The organism is Lelliottia sp. EB106-05-01-XG201 (assembly GCF_058791735.1).
This window is the reverse complement of record NZ_JBYTDV010000003.1, coordinates 41888-56932: the sequence shown is the minus strand read 5'-3', so window position 1 is coordinate 56932 and position 15045 is coordinate 41888. Positions and strand designations below refer to the sequence as shown.

Here is a 15045-nt window from a genome sequence, read left to right as displayed (position 1 = left end):
TTATCCACATCCAGTGAGTAAAAGCGGGTCTGTTTATGAAAGTAACCGCATCCAGGTTATGAAAATAACCGCCTTGCTTATGAAAGTAAACGCCTGAATCATGAAAGTAACCGCTTTTTTTATGAATATGACCGCCGGGATCCATTTATTTCACTTAACTTTCATGGGATTAGGCGAGTGGTGATCTGTATTGATCTCATATTGATCTCGTATTGATCTGATCAATTGATCTATCAGGAGGATATGTGGATAAAACTAAACCAACTCAGGTATTTAACACCCCCTGCAATCTGATATGACACACGGAGCGTAACAGGTTTCTGTTTAACCGCAGATCTTGCGCTTCCTCGCCTGTTCGCGGGCAAGCCCGGTCACAGGCTGCGGCGAGCACTGCTATCATATCTCTGATTCAGGTACCCGTGCAGGTTCCTGATGACGATGCTGACCTATATCGTTAACCACCTAAGGTCCGATCACAACAATCATTCAGTACAAAGGAGTATTAGAGTAAACACACATAAGAGTAAAAACTCATTTACTCATTTTCTTTCAACCATGCATCGACAAGGTCGTTCATGACATCTGAAATAGAAACCCCTTTTCTGGCACAAGCGGCTTTCAGCCTTTGATGCTTATCTTCGGGCATATTGAAGTTCACACGTTTTTGAATGCCCGATGCTGGCGCTGAAATAACCTTGCCTAAATCCCTGTTCTCACCGAAGGTCATTACCTTAGGTGCCGCCGGGTTGCGGTTTTGCTTTACTAAGCTCATAGAGTTACTCCAATACACATTTACTCATTTGAGTTTATGTGTAAATGTGTTTTTACGCAACTAACTTGATGATTTCACCGGCCAGCACTTCGATCTCACCTTTCGCGGCCCCATCATTGGTATCGAACACAGTCTCACCATCCAGCACAGATTTCACGTAGCTCTGTCGCTGCGTAATCGATGTTTTTAAGGAAGGGATCCCTGTAGCTGCGATACTCTCACGTAAAATACCCAGCATCGTGGCTTGCTCAATTTTGCGGGTAATAAGGAAACGGCACTCTACGGGCCTGTTGTATGACTGAGCTTCCAGCACACTGATGACTGCACCTGATGCAGAAAAATCGAGAGGTGACGGTGTAACGGGAATGATCACCAGGTCACTGACCATTACTGCAGCTGCTGTGATAACAGAAAGCGCACCGGCACCATCAATGATGACATAATCATAATCTCCGAGCTCCTTCCTGATGGTATAGACATCTTTTTCAGATGCAGCTGTGAACACATCAAAGTTGGCTTTTTCTGCTTTGTTCCAGTTCGCAAGGCTTTGCTGCGGATCTGTGTCAACAACTGCAACACGGTGATTCCTGGCGATGCTGGTACTGACGTTGATTGTTACGGTTGTTTTACCGCTACCACCCTTTGGATTCAAAAAAGAGATTACTTTCATTTGCGCCTCAATTTTACTCTTTTACTCATATGAGTTTATGAGTATTTACTGTTATGAGCCTTTGAGTGATTACTCTAAAACAGCTGAGTTAATGTGTAAATGAATAAATGTGTTTTTACTCATTTGAGTAAAAATTTTTTGTCCGATTTGATACGCTCAAAGCGGGTTCATTGTCTATTATTTATCCACAGAAACGGTGTACAACCCTGTGGGTAATGGACCTAAACAAGCCGCCTGAGGTAGCCATAACCAACTTCCAGTACTGTATTGAAGGGCTGTGGTGTTTTCAGTAGAACCTGAATCGTAGGGAGTTGTTGAAGTGCGAATTACGGATATCTTTTGGATTCAAAAACCGGGTTAGTTCAAATGGCTTCTGATGAATTACTCATTTACTTTTTTGCGTTTTTGAGTAAATGAGTGAATGAGGTTGTGTGATCAACAACGTTCATCCCGCGCCATAGCATATGACCTTGAACAATATGGGCTGTGGGCGATGCCGTTGTATGACCTGCACAGTCATTCGTGACGCGAATGATGACGGAACCATGAAATTGAATGGGGAAAGCGAAATGTTATTCAGACAGAGCATGCTCATTATTGCGTTAGGCCTTGCAGGTTGTACTAACACAAGCAATCTTTCCGGCGATGTCCATTCAGCCTCCACTGCGGGTCGGGTGCAGCAGGTTTATTACGGCACGTTAGTACACGTTCGGGCCGTGCAGATTCAGGCGGGTGATGAAAACAATGCTCTGGGAGCGGTGGCCGGAGGTGTTCTCGGAGGTCTGGCAGGGAGCACCGTAGGCGGAGGTTCTGGTCGAAGACTGACGACGGCAACGGGGGCAGTTGCCGGGGGAATGGCTGGACAGGGCATTCAGGGACGTATGAATCTTGTCCAGGGTGTAGAGCTTGAGATCCGTCTGGATGATGGACGCATGCTTATGGTGGTACAACGCCAGGGGCCAACCCGTTTCTCCGCCGGGCAAAGGGTGGCCATATCATCCGCGGGCGGACAAACGACGGTGTCACCTCGCTAATTTTTCCCCGGAGCCTGGGTATCTATGCCTTCATCGATACGTTTAATCATCCAGGGGAAGAAGGGATTTGAAGACTGGCGCATCAGAGAATCCAGTCCGACGACAAGAACCGCGCGCTCACCACGCGCGGCAAAGGTCCCTAAACTAATACCGTACTGATTCAGTGGATCAGGATAACGGCCATACAGGGAGTCACTCAGAGGGAAAGGCAAGGCGACATGAGAGAGTGAGTAGACGTCCGGCAAATAGCGCAGACCCATTTTTTCAACGATTTGTTCTGTTTTCCCCGCAGGTAGGGTACGGATCTCCATGTCTGTGCTGCCCTCAGTGACATTCGTTATGACCGTTGTGGTGTATCGGCGTGGAGGCGCCGGGAGTAATCTCGACAGCGCGGTGTATGACGATCTCCGCAATAATGCATTAAATCTGACGGCATGGTTCAAATCGAATAAAACCACTTCGCTGTGGTTATCCGGCAAACGATTATATAACGCGGTAATGATCGCCCGAGCGCTGACGGTGGAGTCCATGGCCGACTGAAATGTCAGTATCGGCGGTAACTGGTCTAATTTTTTATTCCGTGCGTCAGTCGCAATCTGGCTTTGCAGTGCACTGGTCAGCAGGAAAGACTGCCGGGCGGCATTCGTCGGGAATGAATTAAATTTAAACGGATTGAACTCGGGCATGATGTTTAGCCAGGCGGCTTTCGCAAACGCGGGCAGAAATGATGGCCAGCCCGCAATGCCTGAAAAGCGCGCGAAACTCGTGATCCCAATCATGGGTGAAATCAGGATCACGCGCTGGGGTTTTGCCAGACGGGGGTCATTCAGAGCGTCCAGCGTATATTTCATTGCCAGCGCACCGCCATTGGAAAATCCAACAATATGCAGCGGCACGTCATTGCCTGCTAACTTTTTGCCTTCTCTTACGGCAAGGCGCGTTGCGGCCATCCAGTCCTGCCATGTCACATCAGTTAAGGCTGCGGGGACTGTACCATGTGCCGGTAACCGGATACCCACTGCAATATATCCGTACTGACGATAATTCTCTGCAATATGCCGCAGACTGTATGGGGTATCGGTTAAACCATGCAACATCACCACGACACCTTTGGGTTTTGCGTCCGGCAACATGATGTAAGAGCGATTCCAGTTGGTCTGGAATTTGTCAGGATAAATGGGGCTGCCGGAATAATAGCGATTGAGTTCCGTTTGCTGCTGAGCATCCAGCTTATCCGTGACATTGAGTTTCACTTCTCTGAAAAGAGAATCCTCAACCTTCAGGTAATCGTTCCAGTCTGCCTGGTCTATCTCGTCAGCGCTCATCTCATGAGGAACATAGGTATGCCAGAGTTGCAGTTCCGGACCGCGCTGAATGTCATAAACACGCAGGGCCATCGCACCGATGACCAACAAAACAACGGATAAGACGATAAGCTTGATCCACCTGAAGAATTTCAAAGCTAAGCTCCCTGACTGTCGGGTACGCGTGGTGCCTGTAAAAATAATGGCACAGCATTACATGCGTTGTTCGCAAAAGGTACAATCTGTTAAATATGCCTGTTATCAGGAAAATTTAGATAGGGAGGTGCGGAAATGACAGCTGATCAGTTGAATGATTATATCGCTGAAGCAGCCGCGTACCGCGAATCATGGCCGGGTCATAACCACGGTGTAGTTCTTATATGGGAAGGAAAGGCATACGCATGGAAGAACTGCCTGCGTGATCCGCAGCACGAACGTCCTGGAGTGATAGCTATTGATGCGGATGGCCATGTGTTTATTGCGGAAGGTGGAAACGATGACGACGGTGCGAAATGTTGGGTGGTATTAACTGAATAAGGGACAGAAAGAACCGGCAATCGAAAAAATAAGCCGCTGGCGCGGCTTCATGGATTCCAGCCACCTTCGTTTGTATATGTTCTTTCTCAGTCTGTTTATCGGGCAGTTCTTAATGAACGATAGCGCCGTCTTTGACAGATACCGGAACGACATGGGAGAGGTCGATCTCCTTACGGGCACGGCTTAGATCATATGTCGCCTGCATTGCCAGCCAGAGACGCGCAGCAATGCCAAGGCCTGCCTCTAACTTAAGAGCCATTTCTGGACTGATTGCCGTTTTACCTGCCGTGACTTTACTCAAGGCTGAAGGGGAAACATCGAGGTTACGCGCAAGGGCACGTAAACTAACGCTGTTATCCTCTAGGTATTCGGCAATCAACCCACCTGGGTGCCGGGGGATTGAGCATAGTCATTAGTGATAGTCCTCCAGATTCAGTATGTAAGCGTCACCGTCGAAAATCCAAAAAGTAATTCGCTAGTTGGCCCGAACGGTAAGGGCTATTGTTGTATCGAAGCCATTTCTCCCTTCAGGAAGGCGCGGATTGCATTGTCTATGATGTCACGAGTAAGCACCAACTCTGCCACGATGATTTGCAGCCCCAGGCCAGCGGCATAGCCAGGTAGAAACTTATAGCCAGCTTTAACTGCCGGGGGATTATCACAGGCAATCTCATTGATGCGTTGATCCAAGTAGTCGCTGAACGTCAGCCCGCCAAACTGGATATAGGTAGCCTTTGGGAAGTCCACCATCGAGTGGCTGATAACGTTGCCCTTCGCATCGTAGTTCGGCGTTGTTTCGAAGTGTAATTCCTGTGCTTTCTCGTTCTCATCCAGAAGCGCAAAAGCTTCATCGAGGACGATTTGCTCAATGATTCCTTGCTGCTCGTCAGCAGTGGTTACGATCACTGCATTCCAGTATACATCTGGCGTGTTGCCCAGAAACAGAATGTCGCTCCAACTCCAACAACTGCTTTTTGCTGGCTCGCAATCATCGTAATGCAGGCCACCGCAGCGGGCACGCTCACGCTGGATGATGTGTTTTATGTGAAGGGTTCTGGCACGACGTTGGCGGCGTGTAAGGGTTGTGAAAGGCTTGTGCTTATGGGTCATGGCTCGCTCTGCGGGTCGCCGCTGGGAGGAATCCAGCCGCGCAGTTTAGCGAAGACTTAAGACGAAATCTATCGGAAGTCTTAACAGCTGTGAGACCCTTAAATGGTGCGAGCTGTTAAAACGATATGACTCATATCCAAGTGAACTGGACGGAACCCAAGACGTTGCAAAGCTCTTAAGGAGATAACTGCATTTGGATCGCCCCATACAGTATCGCCAGCTTGTTCCAGCGCCTCTATCTCGCCTATATATGTCTCTGGCGTGCCGTTTTTAAGCCGATATTCAAGACGATCCCCGCGGACCTGCATGATATTGAGTTGCACAGTGTGATCTTCACCCATAAGGAGCCAGATAAGCATTCCGCCTGCTGTTTGGTGAGTGTCACTGACCACACCGCCATAATACTTCATGAGCATGCGATAGACGTGCTGTGAGAGTTTTGCTGCTCGATAGTCGACACCAACAAATGCGCTGGTAACCTGAGGAATGCGTTCCGGGAAAGCTTCTGGTGGTGTCAGATTGAATTCCAGCAAGAAGTTGGCCGATACCTCATTGGATTCAATATGACGCAGATACACGCGAGCCATATCATGGCCGTCATCTTCCAGAATGACTTCGTGTTCGGAGCCATCTTCATCGACAATGCTAGCTAGGGTTTTGTAGGACTGGCCTGGTTCATCAAAATCTTCAGGCCAGATAAGTTCTTTTTCGTGCGCTGCTACTGCTAATGGTGACATGCCAATGAGCCGTGTTCATTCCATTGAAAAAAATCCATAGCTCGGCGGCTAAGATCTGCCAAATCCACCCCATTGAAAGGAGTTTCGCCTTTTTGCTCGATGACCCTTTTACGACCATCGGCTTCAAGCTGCACGACAATAACAGGAGCAACGCGTTCGCGGCGCCCAGCATCATGCCAATTCTCATGCACGACGATCAGACGAGGGCGCTTTACGCGGTCAATGAAAGAGCGAACTTCGAATTTTCCCTGAACGCCAGGTACGCACAAGCTGCCCAAAAGAGCATAGCTATCAGCGATAGTGAATCGAGTATGCGTAATCATATTCACCTCCAGTGTTCAAAGTATTCTTAGTATTCATTGAGATACCAAAACCCCTTGTCCTGCAAGCGGTTGCGGGTCTAAGTATCATATAAATACTACACTATTTTGCAACTTTTTTGCTTATTAATTCGGCATTAAGCGCCGCTAAGTGGATGGTTACGCTCCCGTAGTGATGCGAGAAGTGGACTACTTGTTTTTCCGGGGGGATTTCCCCCTTAATATCGATGCCTTCCACCGACTATGCGCCGAAATCCACAATCAATAACGCCACGCGCTTAATACCCTCTCGGAACGACGTGACGTCACTTCGGAAAAAACACACCACATCTGTTAGTTTTGCAATGGAGATCGAGTGACAGGCGCTCTTCCGCGAAATAGGTAGCCGGAGAGGGAAAACCCATATCAACGTCCTCCGTTCGGATTAAAAAGCTGGAAGGTCCGGTTATCACCTTCTTCTGTAGAAACGTCTTTAAATACGGTCACATACGTTTCGATCCACTGGTTCGCCTGGCGATAGCTCCAGTCAAAGTTAATTTTCGCCAGCTCCCGGACAAACGTCTCTGTTTTTACGGTCTGCCTGCCGTTTGGCTCGCGCTGGATGGATGCCCACCAGGCTGAATCTATTTCGTAGTATCGAGGCACGATGCTATCTCTCTGAATAACGCTGTATATATATACAGTGTAAATTATTGGGGATTTTCCGCAAGCCGTCCGAACCTTCGCATCGGGCCAGGCGCTGTCTGTCCCGTCCTGTCGGGCTGCCATCACTGACGCAAAGGAAAAGGTCAAAAGCTTTTCACCACCGCGGTATAAGGGGCGCTAAGTTCGTTTATGCAGGTCCCTGTCATTTTCTCCTGGCATCTTTCCCCTCCATATCAGCTTTCGGTAATCGTTCCCCGTCACAACCTGTTCAGCAAGGGTGTATGAACGCTGCGCGCCCTTGCTGAACAGAACGATTTCGGGGAGTCCGAACCGTCAGGCGATACGAAGACGAAATTTACACTGACGGAGAAATACCCATGACGACGACCCAGCATACCCAGACAAGCGCTCCTAATACCGCACCGGCGACCAGCGTATCCCCGCTGGAGCAGTCAGGCTCCTCAAAAACGAAATTTTCTAAGGGCAAAGGCAAGCCCCGCGCAGCTGTGGCGAAAACCGACATCTACCAGACCGTAACGGACAGCATTGTGGAAGCGCTGGAGTCTGGGGTTAAGCCGTGGGTGTGTCCATGGGCCCGTAACGGGGTGGCGGCGGGATTACCGGCGAATTTCTCCACCGGTTCAGCATACAGCGGGATCAATATCATGCTCCTGTGGTGCAGTGCGGCAAAGCAGGGTTTCCAGGATCCGCGCTGGCTGACCTACAAACAGGCGCAGGAGCTGGGCGGCCAGGTGCGCAAAGGTGAAACCGGCACAACGGCTATTTTCTACAAGACGCTGGAGAAAGAGGCCGAGGACGGCGAGATCGAAAAAATCCCGATGCTGAAAAGTTTCACCGTGTTTAACGTGGAACAAATCGACGGGCTGGAGATCGAAACCATGCCGCAGCCGGTTATCAAATTTGACCCGCGGCCGCAGGTGGAAGCCCTGATCACCCGCACCGGCGCAAAAATCACGGAGCGCGGTGTTAAAGCTTACTACCAGCCATCAACGGATGAAATCCGCCTGCCGGAGCGTTTCCGCTTCGAGGACGCAGCGAACTTCTACGCAACCAGCCTACACGAGCTGGTCCACTGGACAGGCGCAAAACATCGTTTAAACCGTGAGAAGGGGGGGCGTTTTGGTTCCGAGGGATATGCGTTTGAGGAGTTGATCGCGGAGCTGGGCAGCGCGTTTTTAATGGCTGATCTGGGAGTGGCGGGAGAGGTTCAGCATGAGAGCTATGTTGCGTCATGGCTGAAAGCACTGAAAGGCGGTAAGCGCTACATTTTCCAGGCGGCAAGCGCCGCATCTAAAGCGCATCGATATCTGATGGACTGCTAAAAGGCAAAGCCCCGCGATGCGGGGCTTCAAAATTAATGAATGATGACAATTCGCTGCACTTACTTCATAAGCGCATGAATTTTAACTTTTCATGATGTCGCCGGTCGCAGCTGGCCAGTGTCGTGCAACTGCGGTCGGCGACACTATAAACACGGTACTGATTCAAAAAAATGAATGCCTTTTTAGGCATTCGACATCGATGCGTGGTCATCCAAGGGGGTTAACGACCCTTCATTCTCCATCTACTAATCGTCATATTATTGATATGTCATAGTAAATGTTCCATTCGCATTGGCTTGCCCTACTGTTACGGTTGTAGCAGTCTGAAAATATCTTGCAGTCATGGGTATACTATATATGCCCCCCGCACCAGCATTGCCGGCACTTTGTGCAATGTCTATTCTCACATTGGTCCCATTATATAAAACCTGAACAGCAACACCCGCTGCTTTATTACTTTGAGTGCTGTCCAGAAACAGCAAACCTCGACCTGCATTCGGTGAACCATTAGTTCCACCACCGATGGTCATCGTGACATTGGTTGAGGCATCGCAGTTGAGGTCAATCGTAAAGGCTGTTGTGGTACTGGCGGCAGTGCTTATACCAGTAAACTCGGCCTTTCTAACTTTACCCAGATTGACTACGATATTTGAGTTCACCACTGAACAGGATAAGTTGGTCTGGACACTGCCTGCCGTAACCTGGTAGTTCATTATATTTGTCTCACCGACGACTAATGCCTGGAGAATTGACCCCGTAGTTAAAGCACCTGACCCGGTAGTTTCCGCTATTTTCACTAATTCCAGAGTAGGGTTTCCCCAGTCTTGCCCGCATAAATTATAGGTGGGAGCGTTCGCAGGATTACAAGCTGTCGTGCTCAGGGAGCGAGGGAGTGCCGCAGTGCCGTATTTACCGGCTGAAGCACCCGCACCAGGCGTGTTGATACGAAATGCCAGCCCTGCAACACCAGATTGGTAGAGTGTCTCACCGCCATAGGAAACCGGTGTGTAAGCGCCACTTCCGAGCGCCCATTGATTGATAAAATCGCCACTACACGTCACAAAATAACCACGACCGCCAAGATCGGTATTGGTCGCGGTTGCCACAACACTCCCTACAGGCGTATTTCTGTCTATTACGATATTACCGAAGCTGAAGTTTCCTGTGTCATTTGCAGTATAAGTACTGCTAAGAATCCGGCAAGACGCCATCGCCTCGTTAGAAAATATTAATAAAAACAAGCCGAACAGAAAAAAGCTTTTAAATAGATTTTTCATCATATATTTACCCGATTAACTTAGCGACACTGACCATTAATAGTCTGTAACGATTCAGTCTTCTTCATTTCATTCAGGTGCCAGGAAACGCGACACTGACGATAGGCGTCTTTACCCCACTGTACGAGTAGCATGCCTTTATCCTGCAACCCGGCGAGATAAACCTGCCCGGCATCCCCGACAATACTGACACTCGCTTCCGGGTCCGTCTCGTTGACTACCGTGGCACCAAACGGCACCGTCGAACCATCAGCACGATATAAATTCATTAGTACCCGTTTTCCTACTTGTGCACGATAATCTGCTCTCACTATCGCACCACGCGTAGGGACAACTTTTTTGCTGGTCTGCTGGAGATCAACATCATCCTGCAGAGATTCGGTACTTAAAGTGACGTCGTTATTTCGATACGGCATCAGATTCGGCACCAGCGCATATCCCCGGTAATCAGTCCTGACACCGTTTTGGTTATTCACGCTGACGCCACTCGCGCCCGGCACTTTAACCAATCCAAAGGTTTCTCCCACGGTTTGGCCTGCAGTGATGCCATCAGCATGGGCGATCAGGGAGCCCTGGAGTCCATAATTCAGGGTGCGTTGACCACTGGCGTGACTATAACCACCACTGATTTCACCGTACGTCGCACGATAATTCATACTGGCATAACCAGAATTGCCCTGATTACCCTGACTGCCTGAGGTATAACCCTGTGACACGTTCCAGCTTAAATTTCTGTCCTCCAGCAAAGTGCCATTCAGACCCAGGGTATTTACCATACCGCCAGATTGACTACTGCTGACGTTATATGTTGCATAGCTATTAGTTAGCCATCGCTCCAAGGGAACATTGACATTAAACGAGACAATGCTGTCACGTTGATAAACCCTACTGCGGTTTGTCTGTGCGTTACTTGTCGAAGATGTATTTCGGTTCATCGAGTAATTCAGACCATAGCCAATACCGTGCCAGCTGTTGTTGTAGCCTAAATTCCAGGATGATGTTTTACGACTGTCATTCCAGTATCTTTCATTAATCGCGCTAATTGACAAATATCCAAGATTGTTTCCCAAACTTTGACTGAGGGTTAATTCCGCGCGGTCCCGCCGCCGTTGATTGAACAGCGTGGGGTGGTCGCTATAGGTTTCCAGTACATCAGCCAATGAATAATAGTTCGATGTCGAATAGCGATATCCTGCGAGACTGACGTTAGTACCGGTCTCAGTCATACTCTTGCTGTAACGAAGTCGCCATGACTGCCCCTGGCGTGCCGTTTCGTTTTCAGTTTTACCCCAGGATTGAGTGACATCTGCAGATATGGCCCCTAAATTACCCAGGTTCTGGCCAATACCTGCCGCGAGCGAGCGGTAGTGCTCTGCAAGCTGCAGGCCGCTGTATAGCGTCATGCCTGCGCGCAACCCATAGATTGCGGTTCCCTGCGTAAATGGCGCGCGCTCGACATGACTTGTGTAAGAGCGATATTTTCCGCCTGTCAGGCTATAGCGCAAATGACCTTCTCGTTGAAGTACCGGCACCGAGGCGTAAGGCACAACAATATGCTGCTCGCTGCCATCAACTTCCTTTACGGTAACGTTGAGATCGCCACTTCCGCCGGTAGGGAACATGTCGGTGATTTCAAATGGACCGGCGGGCACGGTCGCCTGGTAAATCAGGTAACCGTTCTGGCGAATCAAGACTTGTGCGCTATTACCACGAGCAATCCCACGCACTGTGGGGGCGTAACCGCGCAGACTGTCTGGCAGCATTTCATCATCTGATGCCAGCTGCGCACCCACAAACGGAACGCTGTCAAACACATCCGACGATGCCTGACTTTCACCCAGCGTCAACTGGCTGCGCAAAGGCACAATGCTGCGTTGAGCATAGGTATAGACATTATCCCAGCTCTCGTTTCCACCGGCATTGCGCGTCCACGTGGAATAATTTCGCAACCGCCACGGCCCTAGATTGATGCCTGGGCGCAGGTTAATGTATTGGCTATCACCCGCATTGCCACGTTGCTGGCTCAGGTCGCTGGTTCCATTGACGCTGTAGTTAAGCATTGCGGCATTAATACCTTCATCCCATTGCGAAGGGGGAACGTAACCGCGGGCCTGCGTATCCACCGACGCTTGCGGAATCGAAATATTCAGCCGATGTGCACTGAAAACAAATTCTGCCGAGCCATTCGGGATATCTGTAAAATCAATGCAGGAAGCATCTGGTTTCAGCAATTCAGGAAAGTGTTCAACTTTGACACCATATTGCTTCAGCATCTCTACGCTAAGGCAAGGCTGCAGCCCTTTGTCAGCAGACTGAATAAACGTCACCGTTTTGCTATCCATCATTTCTTCGTTCAGGTAGATGTCGACCGGGTAGGGTCCCGGTAACTGTCCACCATTCTCAAACGCAGAGAGATCGAGTGTTGTACTACTTTCACCAGGTTGTGCCAGCAACGCGGGATTAAAGTAGTCCCTGGCGTGAGTGTGGAATGAGGGCAATAGCATGGCCATGGCTAGCACACCGGGCTTTGCCTTCAGGCGCGAGAACTCAGTTTTGACAAAGGAGGACATGTACACATTTCCGGAAGAATTTTATAAGGAAGCCTGATGCGGAGGGCTTATCGCGCCGTAGTCACTAATCACCTTCCACTCAACCTGATTGCCACGAGAGGCTTTAGGCAAGGCAAAGCTGGCTGAACTTCGTGGGGCAACATAGGTCGCATTTTCCACGGGCTGTCCGCCAACGCTGATAGCGTTAAAGTTGATGTAAAACGGCGTAGGGTTATTCACCGTCAGGTTTTGACCCTGCTGTGTCCATTTCAGCTGTTTGCTCGCTTCATCCGGAGTGATGCCTTTTAATGCCGCGGGGCGATAGATCAATTTAATACGTGCGTTTACAGCGATCTGCAGCGTATTTTCAGATACCGCTTCTTCAGACGCTGAAATAGATTTGATGTTCAACCAAAATAATGTTTCACGGTCGATGGCAAGCGGTGATGCTGCCTGTATCACCCGCAGGGTATTTTTTTGCTTACCGTCGAGACGAAACAGTGGCGGAGTAATGACGAAGCTACCTTTATCACTTTTTCCTGCCTCATTTTCTACCCATGACTGAATCAGGTAAGGTGAAGCGTCGGGATTTTCAATACCGATTGATGATTCTTTTTTGCTTCCATCATAAATAACGCGCGTCCCACCAATGACCACACCAGCTTGTGCAATGCCGCTTCCTGCGAGTAAGCTTGCCAACAGCAGGGAAGTAATGCGTATTTTCACAATCGTAATTCCTGTGGAAAAATAAGCCGGTTTGGAACCGGCTTATTTGGGGCTGGCCATGCCGCAAAGGCATGGCTAAATAATTAGTTATAAATCACGCTGAAAGTGGCAACACCGTTTGCAGGACCGGCAGTAACCGTTGCCGCTGTCGCGACATACGCCGCCTTGAAGTTCAGGGTATTTGTTGCATCCTCAACCAGGGAGATAGATTGTGAGTTAGTGAACAGCGGAAGAACGGAGTTGTCTTCGTTACGAAGTTGAATCGCCACGCCAGTTGCGGCACCAGCGTCAGGGTTTAACGTCAGAGCGCTATTGTCGCCCTGAGAAGTTGCACCATCAAATTTCACCGCAGCACTGGTAACGGTTGCCGGGCAGGAAGTCAGATCGATCTGGAAAGGGGTTGCAGCAGCAGTATCACCAGCGGCAGAGAACGCTTTGTTGCTCACAGTGCCCAGCGTCACAGTCTGGTTTGCACTGGCAGGGGATACTGTACAAGCTGAATCAATGATTTCACCAACAAAATTAATGGTACCGTCCGCTGCATTTGCAGTGGAAACAGTTGCACCACAGATAACTGCCAGTAATGTCAGAGCGTGGAATTGCTTTTTCATGAAGATATTTCCTAAGTATTAAACGAAAATAAAAGCAAATTTCTGTTATGTCGATTAATTCAAGTGAGGTGAGTTTTATAGCTTTCACGTTCCTTTGGATTAATTCAATAATAGTTTTTTTGTGCTTTATTTATTTAAAGAGAATAAAAACCCCAGTTATCAATAACAAGGTTGATAACTGGGGAATCTGATGGAGAAGGGGTTTACATACTTCTCTCTTAATATGTTAATATTAATTTGTTAAGTGTTTCCAGCGGATTTTGCTAAAACAATGTTAAATGAGAACGCGGTGATTATTTGACGCAAGAAATATCTTAAGGTGAGATTTTGGTATATTTGGTCCGGGCATCAAGTATGGCATTAATAAGTCTATATTAATCCACGTATAATCATTTTTTTTGATCTGTCGCACAATTAGCAATGCTCCAGATTTTGTCTTGGTGGAAAAGAAGATTTGCAGTGCGTGGAATAGAAAGGCAAAGCCCTGCGATGCGGGGCTTCAAAATTACTGAATGATGAAAAATCAGTGCACTTAATTCATAAGTGAGTGAATTTTAACTTTTTATTATGTCGCCGATCGCAGCTGACCAGCGTCCTGCAGCTGCGATCGGCGACACCAGAAACACGATACTGCTTCAAAAAAATGAATGCCTTTTCAGGCATTCAAAGGGATGACAAATCGAAGGTATCGAGATCAGCCAGCGTGACGAGTCTGAAGATATGCCGGTGCTTATCTTCCAGCGTTACTGGCGTATTGTTGGCATTAATAATCCTGATACTGTCCATGAGTCTTTGCAAACCGGCTTTGCGTGTTTCATCGGGCAGAATATAGAGAACGGACATCCAGTGCTGTGCAGTTCTGGCAAGAAGGTGGCTCGCCATAATGGACTGATAACGCGCCTTTGTTTTCAGGCTTCGTTCTGTTTCTATCGCCACCCTGCGACCTCCGGGGAGCGTCATCAGCGCATCAGGACGGTGTTTAACGCTGTACTGGGTCATAAACCCGGAACGATCACCGTTAAGCCATCCGGAGCACCCCCGGCGCTCCAGGATAATGCGCACCATCTGATTATCAAGATGATGCTCAAGCGTCCAGGCCGTCAGCCGGGAGGGTTCGAATCGTGCCGGGAAAGTCTGATCGTCAGGCTGAAGAGCGACGGCTATCCCGTCATTTGTGATCCCCCATAATGCCAGGTTTCCCGAGCGGAATGCGTAAGTGTACTTAATTATCAGCCCCATCCTTTCAGCCTTATTTAAGAGCGAATAAAGAGACTTGCGATCCTTAAAATTAAACCAGGTCATCAGCGTTTTAAAATCGCTGTAGGTTTCATCTTTCAGAAAAGTAAGCAGTTTCAGCATTTTTTCTTTGCTGCGCTGCTGACGTTCAGCAGGCTCCATTAACATGGCATG

The 15045-nt window shown here is 48.8% G+C and carries 15 protein-coding genes and 3 pseudogenes; 3 read left to right on the top strand and 15 right to left on the bottom strand.

Annotation, left to right across the window (positions count from 1 at the left end; genetic code table 11):
- Positions 1-535: 535 nt before the first annotated feature.
- Together AC3WS9_RS23295 and AC3WS9_RS23290 are read right to left on the bottom strand one after the other, a co-directional pair.
- The gene (locus tag AC3WS9_RS23295; protein ID WP_282492989.1) at positions 536-772 is read right to left on the bottom strand and encodes a plasmid partition protein ParG; all 237 of its coding nucleotides are present in this window, start codon (positions 770-772) and stop codon (positions 536-538) included.
- A 52-nt stretch (positions 773-824) separates the two neighbouring features.
- A complete protein-coding gene (locus tag AC3WS9_RS23290) occupies positions 825-1442 on the bottom strand; it encodes an AAA family ATPase (RefSeq protein ID WP_282492988.1) in 618 nt (205 codons plus the stop codon).
- A gap of 569 nt (positions 1443-2011) precedes the next feature.
- On the opposite strand from AC3WS9_RS23290, the gene AC3WS9_RS23285 reads away from it, so the two are divergent.
- On the top strand, positions 2012-2476 hold the full coding sequence (locus tag AC3WS9_RS23285) for an outer membrane lipoprotein (RefSeq protein WP_492490513.1): 465 nt from the start codon (positions 2012-2014) through the stop codon (positions 2474-2476).
- On the opposite strand, the pseudogene AC3WS9_RS23280 reads toward AC3WS9_RS23285, so the two are convergent.
- Positions 2473-2733 (bottom strand): annotated as a pseudogene (locus AC3WS9_RS23280) (alpha/beta hydrolase); the annotation flags it as partial. The gene AC3WS9_RS23285 and the pseudogene AC3WS9_RS23280 sit on opposite strands and share 4 nt — an antisense overlap.
- A gap of 65 nt (positions 2734-2798) precedes the next feature.
- Positions 2799-3801 (bottom strand): annotated as a pseudogene (locus tag AC3WS9_RS23275) (alpha/beta hydrolase); the annotation flags it as partial.
- Positions 3802-4071: 270 nt separating this feature from the next.
- Here AC3WS9_RS23275 and AC3WS9_RS23270 point away from each other — a divergent pair.
- The gene (locus AC3WS9_RS23270) at positions 4072-4317 is read left to right on the top strand and encodes an antirestriction protein ArdR (protein ID WP_282492986.1); all 246 of its coding nucleotides are present in this window, start codon (positions 4072-4074) and stop codon (positions 4315-4317) included.
- A 109-nt stretch (positions 4318-4426) separates the two neighbouring features.
- Here AC3WS9_RS23270 and AC3WS9_RS23265 read toward each other — a convergent pair whose 3' ends face one another.
- The 6 genes and pseudogenes from AC3WS9_RS23265 to AC3WS9_RS23240 all read right to left on the bottom strand — a co-directional run bounded on the left by AC3WS9_RS23265 (position 4427) and on the right by AC3WS9_RS23240 (position 7129).
- Positions 4427-4696, bottom strand: coding sequence for a HigA family addiction module antitoxin (locus tag AC3WS9_RS23265; RefSeq protein ID WP_492490512.1), 270 nt, complete (start codon positions 4694-4696; stop codon positions 4427-4429).
- Between the two features lie 119 nt (positions 4697-4815).
- Positions 4816-5427, bottom strand: a complete 612-nt coding sequence (locus AC3WS9_RS23260; protein WP_492490511.1) for an SH3 domain-containing protein — start codon at positions 5425-5427, stop codon at positions 4816-4818.
- 98 nt (positions 5428-5525) lie between these two features.
- Positions 5526-6164 (bottom strand): hypothetical protein, encoded by a 639-nt coding sequence (locus AC3WS9_RS23255; protein ID WP_492490510.1) that lies wholly within the window; start codon positions 6162-6164, stop codon positions 5526-5528.
- Positions 6152-6487, bottom strand: coding sequence for a hypothetical protein (locus AC3WS9_RS23250; protein ID WP_492490509.1), 336 nt, complete (start codon positions 6485-6487; stop codon positions 6152-6154). Before AC3WS9_RS23250 ends, AC3WS9_RS23255 begins: the two co-directional genes overlap by 13 nt.
- Before the next feature lie 244 nt (positions 6488-6731).
- A pseudogene (locus AC3WS9_RS23245) lies at positions 6732-6888 on the bottom strand (S24/S26 family peptidase); the annotation flags it as partial.
- A gap of 1 nt (position 6889) precedes the next feature.
- The gene (locus AC3WS9_RS23240) at positions 6890-7129 is read right to left on the bottom strand and encodes a DNA polymerase V (protein ID WP_492490508.1); all 240 of its coding nucleotides are present in this window, start codon (positions 7127-7129) and stop codon (positions 6890-6892) included.
- Positions 7130-7506: 377 nt separating this feature from the next.
- On the opposite strand from AC3WS9_RS23240, the gene AC3WS9_RS23235 reads away from it, so the two are divergent.
- Entirely contained in the window at positions 7507-8472 is a 966-nt protein-coding gene (locus AC3WS9_RS23235) for an ArdC family protein (protein ID WP_492490507.1), read from the top strand.
- A 257-nt stretch (positions 8473-8729) separates the two neighbouring features.
- On the opposite strand, the gene AC3WS9_RS23230 is transcribed toward AC3WS9_RS23235, so the two are convergent.
- The 5 genes from AC3WS9_RS23230 to mobC form a co-directional block, all read right to left on the bottom strand.
- Complete coding sequence (locus AC3WS9_RS23230; protein WP_492490506.1) at positions 8730-9752, bottom strand: fimbrial protein; 1023 nt, start codon at positions 9750-9752, stop codon at positions 8730-8732.
- A 17-nt stretch (positions 9753-9769) separates the two neighbouring features.
- A complete protein-coding gene (locus AC3WS9_RS23225) occupies positions 9770-12319 on the bottom strand; it encodes a fimbria/pilus outer membrane usher protein (protein WP_492490505.1) in 2550 nt (849 codons plus the stop codon).
- A gap of 21 nt (positions 12320-12340) precedes the next feature.
- Complete coding sequence (locus AC3WS9_RS23220; protein WP_492490504.1) at positions 12341-13024, bottom strand: fimbria/pilus periplasmic chaperone; 684 nt, start codon at positions 13022-13024, stop codon at positions 12341-12343.
- 83 nt (positions 13025-13107) lie between these two features.
- The gene (locus AC3WS9_RS23215) at positions 13108-13635 is read right to left on the bottom strand and encodes a fimbrial protein (RefSeq protein WP_492490503.1); all 528 of its coding nucleotides are present in this window, start codon (positions 13633-13635) and stop codon (positions 13108-13110) included.
- A gap of 663 nt (positions 13636-14298) precedes the next feature.
- Positions 14299-15039: a MobC family replication-relaxation protein gene (gene mobC / locus AC3WS9_RS23210; RefSeq protein ID WP_492490502.1), complete on the bottom strand. Its 741-nt coding sequence runs from the start codon at positions 15037-15039 to the stop codon at positions 14299-14301.
- Positions 15040-15045: the final 6 nt, after the last annotated feature.

Bases quoted from the DNA above. Each gene is read 5' to 3' on its own strand.
- AC3WS9_RS23295 (WP_282492989.1), bottom strand. From the start codon at position 772: ATGAGCTTAGTAAAGCAAAACCGCAACCCGGCGGCACCTAAGGTAATG.
- AC3WS9_RS23290 (WP_282492988.1), bottom strand. From the start codon at position 1,442: ATGAAAGTAATCTCTTTTTTGAATCCAAAGGGTGGTAGCGGTAAAACA.
- AC3WS9_RS23285 (WP_492490513.1), top strand. From the start codon at position 2,012: ATGTTATTCAGACAGAGCATGCTCATTATTGCGTTAGGCCTTGCAGGT.
- AC3WS9_RS23270 (WP_282492986.1), top strand. From the start codon at position 4,072: ATGACAGCTGATCAGTTGAATGATTATATCGCTGAAGCAGCCGCGTAC.
- AC3WS9_RS23260 (WP_492490511.1), bottom strand. From the start codon at position 5,427: ATGACCCATAAGCACAAGCCTTTCACAACCCTTACACGCCGCCAACGT.
- AC3WS9_RS23255 (WP_492490510.1), bottom strand. From the start codon at position 6,164: ATGTCACCATTAGCAGTAGCAGCGCACGAAAAAGAACTTATCTGGCCT.
- AC3WS9_RS23250 (WP_492490509.1), bottom strand. From the start codon at position 6,487: ATGATTACGCATACTCGATTCACTATCGCTGATAGCTATGCTCTTTTG.
- AC3WS9_RS23235 (WP_492490507.1), top strand. From the start codon at position 7,507: ATGACGACGACCCAGCATACCCAGACAAGCGCTCCTAATACCGCACCG.
- AC3WS9_RS23230 (WP_492490506.1), bottom strand. From the start codon at position 9,752: ATGATGAAAAATCTATTTAAAAGCTTTTTTCTGTTCGGCTTGTTTTTA.
- AC3WS9_RS23225 (WP_492490505.1), bottom strand. From the start codon at position 12,319: ATGTCCTCCTTTGTCAAAACTGAGTTCTCGCGCCTGAAGGCAAAGCCC.
- AC3WS9_RS23215 (WP_492490503.1), bottom strand. From the start codon at position 13,635: ATGAAAAAGCAATTCCACGCTCTGACATTACTGGCAGTTATCTGTGGT.
- mobC (WP_492490502.1), bottom strand. From the start codon at position 15,039: ATGTTAATGGAGCCTGCTGAACGTCAGCAGCGCAGCAAAGAAAAAATG.